Source organism: Cupriavidus sp. 09_S30, from assembly GCF_056930435.1.
Genome location: NZ_JBXOWI010000002.1, coordinates 2,950,648 through 2,964,167, shown reverse-complemented (window position 1 = coordinate 2,964,167; position 13,520 = coordinate 2,950,648). Strand labels below are relative to the sequence as shown.

Annotated in this window: 12 protein-coding genes and 1 pseudogene; 8 read left to right on the top strand and 5 right to left on the bottom strand. The window is 68.0% G+C overall.

Annotated elements, in window-relative coordinates:
* The first annotated feature begins 279 nt into the window (after nt 1–279).
* Both AC1Z3O_RS33500 and hisN read left to right on the top strand, forming a co-directional pair.
* On the top strand, nt 280–2,742 hold the full coding sequence (locus AC1Z3O_RS33500) for a DUF3772 domain-containing protein (RefSeq protein WP_483521396.1): 2,463 nt from the start codon (nt 280–282) through the stop codon (nt 2,740–2,742).
* A gap of 116 nt (nt 2,743–2,858) precedes the next feature.
* Nucleotides 2,859–3,650 carry a histidinol-phosphatase gene (gene hisN, locus AC1Z3O_RS33495; protein WP_483521394.1) on the top strand — a complete coding sequence of 264 codons (792 nt, stop codon included), beginning with the start codon at nt 2,859–2,861 and terminating at the stop codon, nt 3,648–3,650.
* Between the two features lie 62 nt (nt 3,651–3,712).
* Here the strand turns inward: hisN and AC1Z3O_RS33490 are convergent, their stop codons facing one another.
* Nucleotides 3,713–4,693, bottom strand: coding sequence for a transcriptional regulator (locus AC1Z3O_RS33490; RefSeq protein WP_483521393.1), 981 nt, complete (start codon nt 4,691–4,693; stop codon nt 3,713–3,715).
* A gap of 345 nt (nt 4,694–5,038) precedes the next feature.
* Here AC1Z3O_RS33490 and AC1Z3O_RS33485 point away from each other — a divergent pair, with 345 nt between their 5' ends.
* From AC1Z3O_RS33485 to AC1Z3O_RS33475, 3 genes and pseudogenes are all read left to right on the top strand, one after another.
* A complete protein-coding gene (locus AC1Z3O_RS33485; protein WP_483521391.1) occupies nt 5,039–6,040 on the top strand; it encodes a helix-turn-helix domain-containing protein in 1,002 nt (333 codons plus the stop codon).
* A gap of 48 nt (nt 6,041–6,088) precedes the next feature.
* A pseudogene (locus AC1Z3O_RS33480) lies at nt 6,089–6,387 on the top strand (AzlD family protein).
* A gap of 9 nt (nt 6,388–6,396) precedes the next feature.
* The gene (locus AC1Z3O_RS33475; RefSeq protein ID WP_483521389.1) at nt 6,397–7,242 is read left to right on the top strand and encodes an alpha/beta fold hydrolase; all 846 of its coding nucleotides are present in this window, start codon (nt 6,397–6,399) and stop codon (nt 7,240–7,242) included.
* Nucleotides 7,243–7,269: 27 nt separating this feature from the next.
* Here the strand turns inward: AC1Z3O_RS33475 and AC1Z3O_RS33470 are convergent, their stop codons facing one another.
* The gene (locus tag AC1Z3O_RS33470; RefSeq protein WP_483521387.1) at nt 7,270–8,199 is read right to left on the bottom strand and encodes a 2-hydroxyacid dehydrogenase; all 930 of its coding nucleotides are present in this window, start codon (nt 8,197–8,199) and stop codon (nt 7,270–7,272) included.
* 59 nt (nt 8,200–8,258) lie between these two features.
* The gene (locus AC1Z3O_RS33465; RefSeq protein WP_483521386.1) at nt 8,259–9,065 is read right to left on the bottom strand and encodes a class II aldolase/adducin family protein; all 807 of its coding nucleotides are present in this window, start codon (nt 9,063–9,065) and stop codon (nt 8,259–8,261) included.
* Nucleotides 9,066–9,179: 114 nt separating this feature from the next.
* Here AC1Z3O_RS33465 and AC1Z3O_RS33460 point away from each other — a divergent pair, with 114 nt between their 5' ends.
* The gene (locus tag AC1Z3O_RS33460) at nt 9,180–9,908 is read left to right on the top strand and encodes a Crp/Fnr family transcriptional regulator (protein WP_483521384.1); all 729 of its coding nucleotides are present in this window, start codon (nt 9,180–9,182) and stop codon (nt 9,906–9,908) included.
* A gap of 64 nt (nt 9,909–9,972) precedes the next feature.
* Here AC1Z3O_RS33460 and AC1Z3O_RS33455 read toward each other — a convergent pair whose 3' ends face one another.
* Entirely contained in the window at nt 9,973–10,368 is a 396-nt protein-coding gene (locus tag AC1Z3O_RS33455) for a nuclear transport factor 2 family protein (RefSeq protein WP_483521382.1), read from the bottom strand.
* Between the two features lie 255 nt (nt 10,369–10,623).
* Here AC1Z3O_RS33455 and blaPEN-bcc point away from each other — a divergent pair, with 255 nt between their 5' ends.
* Together blaPEN-bcc and AC1Z3O_RS33445 are read left to right on the top strand one after the other, a co-directional pair.
* Nucleotides 10,624–11,517 carry a PEN family class A beta-lactamase, Bcc-type gene (gene blaPEN-bcc / locus AC1Z3O_RS33450; RefSeq protein ID WP_483521380.1) on the top strand — a complete coding sequence of 298 codons (894 nt, stop codon included), beginning with the start codon at nt 10,624–10,626 and terminating at the stop codon, nt 11,515–11,517.
* 327 nt (nt 11,518–11,844) lie between these two features.
* Nucleotides 11,845–12,339, top strand: coding sequence for a hypothetical protein (locus tag AC1Z3O_RS33445; RefSeq protein WP_483521378.1), 495 nt, complete (start codon nt 11,845–11,847; stop codon nt 12,337–12,339).
* A 62-nt stretch (nt 12,340–12,401) separates the two neighbouring features.
* Here the strand turns inward: AC1Z3O_RS33445 and AC1Z3O_RS33440 are convergent, their stop codons facing one another.
* Nucleotides 12,402–13,325, bottom strand: a complete 924-nt coding sequence (locus AC1Z3O_RS33440; RefSeq protein WP_483522126.1) for a pyridoxal-phosphate dependent enzyme — start codon at nt 13,323–13,325, stop codon at nt 12,402–12,404.
* Between the last annotated feature and the right edge of the window lie 195 nt (nt 13,326–13,520).

Sequence of the window (13,520 nt, the reverse complement as noted above, 5' to 3'; positions counted from 1 at the left end):
TCTGCATTCGGGTCAGCACGCCGCACGCCAGACAGGCCCGACGGCTGCGCCAGTAGCGGCAGCGTCGCATGGCCTCTTGACCCAACCTCGTGGAAGCGGACCGCCCTTGATGCGGCAGTCGCTTCCGGTGTTCTTCTCCGGTGCCTTGGCCGCCCGGCATCCCGATTGCCATTTCCCTGCGTTCCGCCATGCGGCGAGACGCATGGCGAAACAGATGGCAAGCGGCGAGCCCCACGCTCGATTGCCGCCCGGCCACACCGTCCATTAGACGTTTCCGCTATGAGCAGACTCCGCAGGCTCGCGCTGAGCGTATTCCTGATCTCACTCTTCCAGCTGGTGCCGGCAGTGATGCCGGCAGCCTTTGCCGTCGATGCGGCATCCGCCCCCGATGCGCCGCAGGCACCGCCCCTGACGCACGCCGAAGCGGTGGCCGAGCTGAAGCGCCTGCAGACCGAGCAGGACCGCATCAAGCAGGTGGCATCGACCACCACCAACGGCACCAAGCTTGACGGGTTCGACGACACCATCAAGCAGCTGTCCACCGACCTCGACAAGCTGACCGCCGCGCTGACACCACAGCGCGCGCAACTGCAGGCAAAGCTCGATGTGCTCGGGCCGCCTCCCGCAGCCGGAACCACGCCGGAGACAGCCGCCGTGGCGCAACAGCGGGCAGACCTCAACGCGCGCAAGGTACAACTGGACAGCGAACTCAAGCAGGCTGCCGACGGCAAGGACAACATCGCCAACCTGGAAGGCCAGCTTGCCAAGCTGCAGCGCAGCCACCTGAAGAACCAGCTCGTCCTGCGTTCGGAAAGCATCCTGAATCCGCGCTTCTGGGGGCCCTTGTTCAATCCTTCCGCCGAGGACCGGGCAAGGCTGGGCGGATTCGTGGACCGGGTCGCGCCGATGCTGCAGTCGGCGTGGGAGCCTGGCCAGCGCGCCGTCACCGTGTTGCTCCTGCTTGCGGGCCTTGCCGTGTGGGTGTTCGGCCGCCGGCTCGCCGAGCGGGCCCTGGCGTGGTACTGCCTGACCCGGCTGCCTGAAACCCGCCTGCGGCGCAGCGCACTGGCGCTGGCCACGACGCTGAACACCGTGGTCATGACGGCGCTTGCCGTGAACATCGTGTGCCTCGCGTTCACCGGCCAGTACGACGTGCCTTCGGATCTGCAGGACCTGCTCGGCGAGCTGGCCAAGCTGATGCTGACCAGCGCGCTGATCGCGGGTCTGGGCCGCGCGCTGCTGTGCACGCGCCATCCGTCGTGGCGGCTGCCGGCGCTGGCCGATCCGGTGGCGCGGGCGCTCAAGCCATTTCCGGCCACGCTGGCCGGCCTGCTGTTGCTGGCCGGCACGCTGGAGCAGCTGAACCGGACAGCCGATACCAGCGTGCCATTCACGCTGCTGGGGCGGGGGCTGGTCTCGCTGGTGGTGGTGCTGACTATCGGCACGGCGCTGCTGCGGGCGAACCGCGTGCGCTCGGCGCTGGTTGCGGCGGGCGAGCAGCCCGAGGCGCGTGCCACGCTGGCCGGCCTGATCCACGCCGCCGTGACGATCACGGTGCTCGCCTCGTTCGTTGCGCTGCTGATCGGCTATATCAGCATTGCGCGCTTCCTGACCTATGAGTTGGTCTGGTTCGACATCGTGCTGTGCACGCTGTACCTGCTGACACGGCTGACGCGCGACGGCTGCGAAAGCCTGTTCTCGCCGCAACACACCAGCGGCCGTGTGATCAAGCAGCTGTTCGGCGTCGGCGACAGCCGCCTGGAGCAGGCCTCGACGCTGCTGTCCGGGCTCGGTGCCAGCCTGCTGCTGGTGGTGGCGGTGATCGCACTGCTCACCGGCGGTTTCGGCACCACGCCCAGCGACCTGCTCAACAGCCTGTTGACCGTGTTCGGCGGCGAGCGCTTGCGCAGCTTCAACATCATGCCCGATCGCATCATCAACGCGGTGATCGCGTTGGGCGTCGGCATCTGGCTGTTGCGCACGGTGCGGCGCTGGCTCGATGCGGAGCTGCTGCCCAAGGTCTGCATGGAGGCTGGCCTGCGCGTTTCGCTGGTCACGCTGTTCAGCAATATCGGCTACGTGCTGCTGGTGCTGCTGGTGCTGTCGCTGCTGGGCGTCCGATGGCAGAACCTGGCCTGGATCGTCAGTGCGCTGTCGGTGGGCATCGGCTTCGGCCTGCAGGAGATCGTCAAGAACTTCGTGTCAGGCCTGATCCTGCTGACCGAGCGCCCGGTCAAGGTCGGCGACATGGTCAGCATCGGTACGGTGGAAGGCGATATCCGCCGCATCAACGTCCGCGCCACGGAGATCCAGCTGGGCGACCGTTCCACCGTGATCGTGCCCAATTCGCAGCTGATCTCGCAGAACCTGCGCAATGTGACGATGAGCAACAGCACCCAGGGGGTGGCAACGCTGCAGCTGACCTTTCCGCTCAACATCGATCCCGAAGAGGTGCGCGACCTGCTGCTCGACGCCTATCTGGACAACGAGGCAATCCTTGACCATCCGCTGCCTTCAGTCACGTTCAGCCAGCTCGCGCCGAATGGCATCACGCTGAGCGTGACAGGCTACGTGGCCAGCCCGCGCATCGCCGCCGCGACCAAGAGCGACCTGCTGTTCGAGATCCTGAAGCGGCTGCGCGCGGCCGACATCTCACTGTCCGTGCCGCAGACGCTGCGCGTGGAGAGTCTGCCCTCGCCGGGCGCGGAAGGCGCGGATAGGCCGATGCAGGCGGTGAACTGATGTACTGTTCCGTTGTTGACTGATAACGGCTGCGCGTAGCTCCGGCCCCTGGTGGGCACGATCGGGTTCCCGAGGCAAGCGGCGCACTGGCCCGATGCCGACCTTGGAGACCCGCCATGCACCTGACCGCCCACCAGCTCGCCGAATTTCAAGCCTTTGCCGAGCAGCTTGCCGACGCCTCGGCCGCCGCCATCCAGCCCTTCTTCCGGACGGAGATCGAGGTGGAGGACAAGCGCGGCCGGAAGTTCGACCCGGTCACCGTAGCGGACCGGGCCGCAGAGCGGGCCATGCGCGCGTTGATCCGCGAGCGCTATCCGACGCATGGCATTCTCGGAGAAGAAGAGGAAGCGGTCACCGGGAGCAGCGCGCTGACCTGGGTGCTGGATCCCATCGACGGAACGAAGGCGTTCATCACCGGGCTGCCCCTCTGGGGCACCTTGATTGCCCTCAACGATGGCCGGCGCCCTGTGCTGGGAGTGATGAACCAGCCGTTCACCGGCGAACGCTACGTCGGCACCCGGATTGGCGCCTGGCGCAATGGCGAGCCGATCAGGACGCGTTCCTGCCCCGGCCTGTCTTCGGCGCGATTGATGTCCACCAGTCCGGACATGTTCGACACCCCCCGGACCCAGGCAGCCTTCCAGGCGGTCTCCGCCGGCGCCCAGCTAGTGCGCTTCGGCGGCGATTGCTATGCCTACTGCATGCTGGCATCGGGGTTCGTCGACGTGGTCATCGAGGCCGCGCTGCAGCCCTATGACATACAAGCGCTGATCCCGATCATCGAAGGCGCCGGCGGCGTCATCACCTCCTGGGATGGCGGCTCGGCGCAGAACGGCGGCGCCGTCGTGGCGTGCGGCGATCCCGCGCTGCACGCGCAACTCATCGATATGCTTCGTCACGCGGTTTGACCGAAACCGCCCGTCCCTCGATCACCTGGGCTTTTGCGAAGGCGCCAGCAGGCGCGCCATAGTCAGGCCGCCATCGCGGGCCTGATCAGGCTGAGGCTGGGCGCAGCCCGCTGGACCGTGCCGGCGAGCCGCCCCGCGGCCGGCGCCGCCGCACCCTCCAGCGACGGCGGAAAATCCGCCGCGCGCAGCCATTGCGCCAGGAACCCGCCGAGAGAGTCGAGTAGCACATCCGAACTCAGACCCTGAGCGCCGCCCAAGGCGGGGCTCAGCACCAGCGTGGTCTGCTCGTGCTGGAAGACCTGCAGGCGCCGGGGCATATCGGCCGGCTTCAGGATCGCGTCGGTCCCCTGCACGTCCGGGAAGCCGAACGCGCGCAGGTAGTCGCGCTCGAGGCGCTCGCCCAGGCACAGCACCACGCGCGGCTTGTGCTTCCGGCGCAGGGCCTCGATAAAGCGGAAGCGCGCGCCATGGCGGCACAGGCGAAAGAACTCCGGCTTGGAACGCAGCACCGTTTGATCGCTGAACACCTTGGTCCAGGGCTGCGTGGCATCCAGGCGCTCGGGCAGCGGGAAGAGATTCAGCTTGAATTCCCAGCCGCCCGGCGCATAGAGATAGTGGTTGAAGTACGCCTGCGCATCGATCGGGCTGCGCCCTGGCGGCAAGGCCGTGGCCCGCGCCGCCGCCATGATCCGCGCGATGCGCATATGCGTCTGCCAGCGCGGCAGCACGTCGGCATGGCGGCGGCGGAACGCCGCATCCCAGGCCCCGGGCAGCCACCGTGGCCGCAAGGCCATCGGCAACGGCACGCCGCTGTACAGCGGCGCGGCGTCGCACACCCACACTGCGGCCCCCGGATTGCCCCCCTCCATTCCCGCGAACGACCCGAACGCGAGATCCAGTTCTTCACGGCTCAGCGCCGCGACCCCGTTCTGCTGCATACCATCCGACCTCTGAACCATGACCCTGGATCGCGCGCCGTTGGCCGGCGCGTCGTCCTTGTTATCGCTGCGCTCGGGAGGCTGCGTGGCGCCCCCCGGCGTCATGCGGCTTCCCTTCCCGGGGACAGGCGGACCATGCCGTGTGATCGGGCATCCCGGCACAGAAGGACGGGCTGCCACCACGCAAGCAAGGGGCCCGACGGGATCCCCGCGCCAATGTCGACCCGGGCGGAAACGGGCTTCATGACGGATTACGCATGAGTCGATCCTTCCACCAGGTGCCGGCAGGTGAGTGCCCTTCGAGGATGCAACCCTCGGCCTGCGCGGCTTGACCGTGCGTCTCAGTTTTTGTTGCGGCTTCCTCGAAAATTTCGCGCGCAGGCTCTTGACAATGCAGGCTTGTCTGCATAGCGTCGAGTCTCGTTCACCGTTTCCGGCAGAACCTGCCTCATGGCTTACCATCCGAGCTGGCCCAGCCACCCCCACGCGGTCGCGGACGGTATCGCCTACAGCCACTTCGACGTCGCCGGCGAACCGGCAGACAAGCAGTTGCTGGCGTGGCGAGAGCGGGTGGGGCATGTCATCGATATCGTGCCGTTGCGCGAGCAGCTCGTGCAGCCCTTCCGCGGCGCGATCGCCCGCTTCGATGCCGGGGAGTTCGTCTTTACCGATTGCATCACGGACCAGGTGCGGCTCGAGCGCTCCATCGCCCGCATTTCCCGCGACAACGTCCGTAGCTTCGTTTTCCACGTGTTTCTGACGGGTGGCACCGAGCCGCTGGTGGCGCGCCCCGCCAGGCGCGCCAGTCCGTTCAGTATGGGAGGCATCCTGGCGCTCGACATGGACCAGCCTGTCCAGATGTTGCGCCATGCCTGCCGGGTCATCACATTCTTCGTGCCTGGCGCGGTATTGCAGGACATGCTGGTCGACCCGGCCACCATCCACTGCCGCGCTATTGGGCCTGAGAACCCGATCGCCCGGCTGATCATCGAGCGCGCCGCAACGCTGGCGGGCCGCATCCGGCACATGAATGCGATCGACGCGCGGCATGCCTTGCACGCGATCGTGCAGTTGCTGGGGGAGGCGTACGGCAGGCAGGCGGGCCTGCTCGGCAATGCCCGCGCCGCCGAACGCGCCGTGATGCTCGACCGCGTGCTGCGGCATATCCGCACCAACCTGCACGATGCCGACCTGTCGCCGGAACGTGTGCTCGAGGCACTGGGCCTGCCGCGTCCTTCGGTCTACCGGCTGTTCGAGCACGAGGGCGGGATTGCCAGCTACATTCGCAAGATCCGCCTGCGCAGCGCGGCGAACGAACTCGTCCAGTTCCCGCAGATCCCGGTCAAGGACATTGCCTACGCCAGCGGGTTCAAGACGGCATCGGATTTCACGCGGGCGTTTCGCCGTGCCTATGACATGGCACCGCAAGATCTGCGTATGGCCAAGGTCTGAGCGTCGGCGCGGCCCCGGCGCGTGTGCGGGCCTCAATCGCGCGCCGGCGTGCCTGACCAGCTCACGTTGGTCACGATCGTGCTGATGGCCGCCAGTACCTCCGCCAATACCTGCCTGACGGGAATCCTCCGCTACTTGGCGCTGCGCGAGCGCCCACGCTCGCCATGGTGGAAAATGTATCCGGATGCATTGCGATCGCCGTGATCGCGCCCGCGTTCGTCCCCGGCAAGCCGGCCAAGCTGCTCGCACTGGCCGTGACGCTGCTGGCGGCGATGCGCCCGCCGTTGCTGCCGACCGCCATCATCGGGGTTGCCGCCACGGGATGCCTGCGGCACATGATTGGATAACAAGAGACTATGGACAAGCTGCACCTCACCACGAAGGACCATTGGATCGAGACGGGCCACGGAAGCGGCCTCGGAAGCGGACGCGAAAGCGGCCACGCACGCATCTTCGCGCGTAGCTGGCAGGCGCACGACGCCGCCGCCGCAGGGCAGCCACCCATCCTACTGATTCACGATTCGCTCGGCTGCGTCCGGCTATGGGGCACGTTCCCCGCCACGCTGGCGGAGCACACCGGGCGCCGCGTCATTGCCTACGACCGGCTCGGATTCGGCCAGTCCGATGCCCGTGCGGACAAGCTGGGCCCCGGCTTCGTCCAGGCGGAGTCCCAGCACGTGCTGCCGCGGCTGCGCGAACAACTGGGCTTCGACCGCTTTATCGCGATGGGCCACAGTGTCGGCGGCGGCATGGCGGTGTACTGCGCGGCCGCCTATGCCGACGCCTGCGATGCGCTGATCACCGAATCCGCCCAGGCCTTCGTGGAAGACAAGACGCTGGCCGGCATCCGCGACGCCAAGGAGCAGTTCAGCCAGGCCGACCAGTTCCAACGCCTGCAGCGCTACCACGGCGACAAGACCCAGTGGGTGCTGGACGCCTGGATCGGCACCTGGTTGGGGTCGGCCTTCGCGGACTGGTCGCTGGAGGAAACGCTGCCGCAGGTGAAGTGCCCGACCTTGGCCATCCACGGCAGCGACGACGAGTACGGCTCCAACGTGCACCCCGAAATGATCGCCCGCCTCGCCGGCGGTTCCGCGCAGATGGAGATCATGCAGGGGGCGCGGCATGTGCCGCACCGCGAGCAGGAACAGCACGTGGCACAGCGCATCGCGGCCTTCCTCGATGCCGTGCCGGGCCACTGACGCCAGCCTCTGCCCTCGCGCGTCGGCTCAGTACCCCGCCGCGCGGTCCACCTGATTCAACAGCGGCCGCCCGTCGCGTGCCCGGCGCAGGTTCTCGATGCACTGCTGCGCCACCAGCTCGTAGGACGGATCGCAGGCGATATGCGGCGTGGCCTCGATACGCGGATGGTTCCACACCGGATCGCCGGCCTCGGGCGGCTCCTTGGAAAAGACATCCAGTGCCGCGCCAGCCAGGTGGCCTTCGTCGAGCAGGGCGATCAGGTCGGGCTCGATCACATGCTCGCCGCGGCCCACGTTGATGAAGAAGGCGCCGGCAGGTAGCTGAGACAGCGTCCGCCGGTTCAGCAGGCCGTGGGTTTGCGGCGTCAGCGGCAGCGTGCAGACCAGGATGTCGCTCTGCGCCAGCAGGGCGGGCAGGCCGTCGTCGCCGGTGAAGTCCGCCACGCCAGGGAGGTTCTTGCCGCTGCGGCTCCAGCCGGCCACGGGGTAGCCGATGGCAGCGAAGGTACGCGCCACCGCGCTGCCGATCTCGCCCATTCCCAGCACGCCCACGCGGCACTGCGACAGCGGGCGGCCCGGATGGCGTTTCCACTCGCCGCGGCGCTGCTGCTCCGCATAGGGGCCGAGCGCGCGCACGTGACGCAGCGCGGTGGCCAGCACATAGTGGGCAATGCCCGTCTGCTGGCCGGGGTCCACCACGCGCGTGACCGGCATGGCGGCCGGCAGGTCCGGCGCGGCCAGCAGCTTGTCGACGCCGGCGGCGGCCGCGCACACCAGCCTCAGGTTTCGGAAGGCGGGCACGACGCCGGGACGCAGGCCCCAGGCAAGGAGGGCTTCGACCTGGTCGGCGGGCGCATTCTCGCGCCCCGTCCAGACCGGGATGTCCGGCGCTGCCTTGCGCAGTGCGTCGGTGATGGGGGGCGCCATGAAGGATGGCAGGTGAACGAGGATGGCCATGTCTGTTGCGCTCTCTGATGCTGTGTGATGGGGGCGTTTGGGTTGTGCGGGCAGGCGGATCAGTTGCGGAAGTCCGGCTGGATGCGGTCCAGGCGGCGCAGCAGGCCCGGCCACGCGAGGCCCGAACCCTTGCCCTTGGTGGCCTGGCGCGCCTGCTGGCCCACGTCGGCGCTGGCGGATTCCGGTACCGTCGTCAACGTCGAGCCGCCGCTTTGCGCCAGGATCTGGATGCGGCAGGCCGACTCCAGCGTGTACATCGTCAGGAAGGCATCGGCCACCGTGCGCCCGCAGGTCAGCAGGCCGTGGTTGCGCAGGATCATCTGCTTGCCGCTGCCCAGGTCGGCCACCAGCCGCACCTTCTCGTCCTCGCGCAGCGCCACGCCCTCGTAGTCGTGATAGGCCAGGCCCATGCGCGCGAACATCGCCTGCTGCGAGAGCGGCAGCAGGCCTTCCTGCTGGGCCGACACCGCCACGCCGTGCGCCGTATGGGTATGCATCACGCAGCCGATCTCCGGGCGCGCCTCGTGCACCGCGCTGTGGATGATGAAGCCGGCCGGGTTCACGTCATACGCCGTCTCCAGCACGGGCCGGCCCTCGTGGTCCACCTTGACCAGGCTGGACGCCGTGATCTCGTCGAACAGCATGCCGTAGGGATTGATCAGGAACTGGTCGGGCGCATCCGGCACGCGCGCCGAGATATGCGTGAAGATCAGGTCGTCCCAGCCGAAATGGGCCACCAGCCGGTAGGCCGCCGCCAGATCGACGCGCATCTGCCATTCAGCATCGGAGACGCGGTCCCTTACCGACGCCTCTGCCGCTTCCCTTGTCGATTCCTCTGTCGATTCCACGCCTTGCATCTGTGCCATTTGTCTCTCTCCGAGGTCCACCGTATATCGTGAAGTTGGGGCATTCTGCGCCGCGGCTTGTGCGAAAGTCTGTTAAGTACTGGACAATCTCGTATCTACCGGCAGGAGAGGAACGTGAAGGGGGAAGGCAAGCGTGACGTGAAAGGCGAGGGAAGGGGTGCGGAGCCGGACAAGGCCTTGCCGCGCGGCGTGCTGGCCACCGGCTGGTTGCGCAATGCCCCCGTCCGCGTGCTGGATGCCGTGGCGAAAGCCGCACGCCGGGAGCGCTTCGCCAACGGCGAGATGATCTTCGCGCGCGGCGATCCGCCGACCAATTTCTATATGGTGCTGTCGGGCCGCGCGCGCATGAGCCGCGTCAGCGCGGGCGGGCGCGAAGCGGTCTACGCGGTGGTCGGCCGCGGCCAGTGGTTCGGCGAGATCTCGCTGCTGGACGGCAAGCCGCGCACGCACGATGGCTTCGCGGTGGGCAGCACCGAGTTGCTGGCGCTGGGCTGGCGCGATTTCCAGCGCATTCTGGCGGCCCACCCCGAGGGCATGCAGTTGATCATGCGCCAGATCTGCGCGCGGCTGCGGATGGCCTTCGACCAAGCGGAGAGCGCACAGCAGGCGCCGGTCGACGCCCGCATGGCGGAGCGTTTGCTCGAGCTGGCGGACAGCACCGAGCGCGTGGTGCGCATCTCGGCCGAGGACCTGGGCGACATGGTCAACCGCTCGCGCCAGACTGTGGCCAAGTATCTGCAGGCATGGGAGGACGCCGGCTGGATACGGCGGCGCTATCGGGAGGTCGAGCTGCTGCAGCCGGAGGCGCTCAGGCGGCTGGCACAGACCGGGTCGCCGCGGTAGATCCAAGGGGGGGCGAGCGTGCCGCCCTCGGCCTCATTGCGGCCGCTCCCTTCAGTGCACGCGGTTAGGCCTGCGCAGCGTCGACATACACCTCGTGCCACAGGCTGACCTTGCCCTCGGCGTCGAACCGTAGCAGCAACATGGCCTCGAACTGATCCAGCGCGCCGTGCGTTCGCTGCACGGCCGCGCGCATCGCGAGCACCACGCCCGCCTCGTCGGCAATCGTGTGCATCAACTCGTAGTCGATGGAAGCGATGGTGCGCTTGAACCCTTCCAGGAAGGCCAGGTAGTTGTCGTAGTTCGCGTCGTAGCGCCGCCCGTTCGCGAACACCGTGAAGCGCGGGGCGAAGCGTTGCGCGATCAGGGCTTCGGAAAGTGTGGCGTCGTGCCGGAGATGCCTGCGGTTCCAGTCGAGCAGCGCGTGAGCGAGCTGGATGTTTCGTTCTGCTGCGGGTGTCATCGGCGGGGTGTTCCTGGTTGGGGAGGGCATGGGTATCCGTGTCATCGATCGCGAGGCTTGATGCTGCGGGCGGCGCCGCCTACGGGCGCCGGATCGCGAAGCGTCCGTCTGCATCCACCGACGGCAGTACGAACTGACCGCGTCGAGCGCGTGGCCGCCAGGTTACGCATGTTACAGGGAACGCGGTTGGCGCATCGGTGATGACCGCCTATGCTGCGCAGCACGATCCCATCCACTACAAGACAAACAAACGCCATGACCTACTCATCGCAACGTCGAACCTTGCTGCTGGCCGCCGCGACGGCGCCGCTCGCGCTGACCCTGAACGCGTGCGCGTCGCCGCAGGCGAATGCCGCCTCCGTGGGTTCGGCGACGTCCCTCGAGGCGCTCGAACGTGCCGCCGGCGGCCGCCTCGGCGTGTACGCGCTCGACACCGCGACCGGCCGGCGCGTGCAGCATCGCGCCGACGAGCGGTTCCCGTTCTGCAGCACGTTCAAGGCCATGCTGATCGCGGCGGTGCTCGCGCAGGCCTCCGAGCGTCCGGCGCTGTTCGCGCAGCGCGTGAGGTACCGGCAGACTGATCTCTTGGCGTGGTCACCGGTGACGGAGAAATACGTCGGCGCGGGCATGACGGTCGGCGAGCTGTGCGAGGCGACGGCCCAATACAGCGACAACACTGCCGCGAACCTGCTGCTGAAGCTGGTCGGCGGGCCGTCGGCGTTGACCGCGTTCATGCGCTCGATCGGCGACGATACCTTCCGGCTCGACCGTTGGGAACCCGAACTGAATACCGCGCTGCCGGGCGACGCGCGCGATACGACGACGCCCGCCGCGATGGCGGCAAGCCTGCGCGTGCTGGCACTTGGCGACGCATTGCCGGCGCCGCAGCGCGCGCAGTATGTGGAATGGCTGCACGGCAACAAGACCGGCGACAAGCGAATCCGCGCGGGCGTGCCGGCCGGGTGGCGGGTCGGCGACAAGACCGGCACCGGCGACTACGGGACGCTCAACGACATCGGCGTGCTCTGGCCGCCCGCGCGCGGGCCGATCGTGCTGACGGTCTATTACACGCAGGCGCGCCCCGACGCGAAGAGAAACGACGACGTGATCGCGGCGGCGACGCGCATTGCGATCGCGGCGCTCGGTTGAGCAAGGCGTGATGCAAGGCCGTGCCGCATGCGTGGCGTGTGTGCCGAAGCGTTGCGAGATCAACCACTTACGTCACGCATGCTCAGGATATCCAGGAAATTGCCCTGGCCGTGCTGAAGCAGGTAGGCGCCTTGCCCTGACGGCGAGCGTTGCAGACGTCCGCCTGGATGCCGCACGTAGATCGGGCCGGCCTGCCGGCCACGGCAACCGTACTCGACCCGTGCGCGGAATCGACCTCTACCATTACCGATGAAATCACCGCTTCCTACCCCGGGGCCAGCCACGATGGCAGCGTGTCGGCGTCCCACTGCCGCTGCCATCTTGGCCTTGGCATGCCTGACGGCCGCGCCGGCGGCCAAGGCAGACGATGGGGGCCAGGACTACTGCTTTCCCCAACACCAGCTCGCGCTTGGCGGCCTGCACTATCGTGATCCGAAAGCAACGGTGGATCGCTTGCTGGGGCGGTCGATCATGAGCCAATCCCAGATCGTCCCCGGGACGGCGGGCGCCTATCGGGTGACGAGGCGGCGCTACCGCGATCTATGGCTGGATCTGAAGGATTCCACGCAGGAAGTCGAAACGCTGACGGCCACGGGACCCCGCGCCGAAATGCCGAACGGTGTGCGGGTCGGCTCCACGTTGACGGACGTCTCCCGACGATTGCGCGTTGACATCAAGCGGCAACTGTCCGAGGACCTGATCTGGACCCCTCCCTTGTGCGAACAGGGTCCATACGACCGGATCTTTGTCGGCCCCTTGTTCTACTTCAAGCATGATCGGGGCGAGGTCCGGCTTCACATGATCAAGATTCAGCGCATCTGAGTCGGGCGCGCTCTGCGCATTCGAGCCAGGCGTAGCGCCATAGCCCAACTTCGTCGCGGCGCCTAATCCCGCCGGCCGCCGGCCAATGCCTGCAACTGCCCCGCCGTCACCGTGGCGCCGCCGCACACGATCACGGCCACGCTGGCCGCCTCCGCGAGCGCGGGGGAGGCATGGTCCAGCGCAGCCAACGCAGCGCCGCAGGCGGGCTCGACGAGCAGGCGATGCGTATCCAGGAAGCGTAGCGCCGCCGCCACCGCTTCGCCGTCTGAGACCACCACGTTGTGGATCGGATGCCGCCCGCGCCAGGCGAGCGCGGCATCGCAGGGCTGGCGGGCGCCCAGCGAAGTGGCCACGCTGGTGATGCGCGGCAGCGCCACCGGCCGGCCTTCGGCGACCGAGCGGGCGTAGCAGTCCGCTCCTTCGGTCTCCACAGCGATGACCGGCACATCGGACCAGCCGTTGCGCCACAGCCCCTCCAGCACGCCACACAGCAGCCCGCCGCCCCCCACGGCCAGCACCACCGCGCCCGGCTTCGGCCCTGCCGCCGCCATTTCGTCCACCATGGTCGCGTGGCCTTGCCACAGCAGCGGATCATCGAACGGATGCACGAATGCATCGCGCGGGCCCACCAGCGATTGCGCCAGCTCGTTCGCTTCCGCCCATGCCGAGCCATGCACGCGCAACTCCGCGCCTTCCAGGCGGATGCGTTCGCGGGCCCAGAAGGGCGTGCTTTCCGGCACCACTACCGTCACGGGGACACCCAGTTCCCGGCCGCAATATGCCACCGCGAGGCCGGCGTTGCCGCCCGACGAAGACACGAAGCGCCGCGCCTCCGCCGCCAGCCGCGCTTCGCAGACGGCTCCCACGCCACGCAGCTTGAAGGAACCGGAAGGCTGCAATGCCTCCAGCTTGAGCCAGACGGGTTTGCCCAGCCTTTGCGAGAGGTCCTGGGAGCGGAGGAAGGGCGTGGCGATATGGAGCGGCATCGGATGGAATACGGTGCGGCGGGCGGCGGCCTCGCCGGGAGGACGGAAGGGCAAGAGAACCGGGTGGCATGGTGGCCGGTGAGAAACCATCGTACGCCGCTATGTCGCTGTGGTGCTTGTCGCCGCCGCTTTTGGCGCGCAGTGTTATCCAGCGCCAGCCGGGCGAATATGCGGGGCAGGACGCGTTGGGCCCCG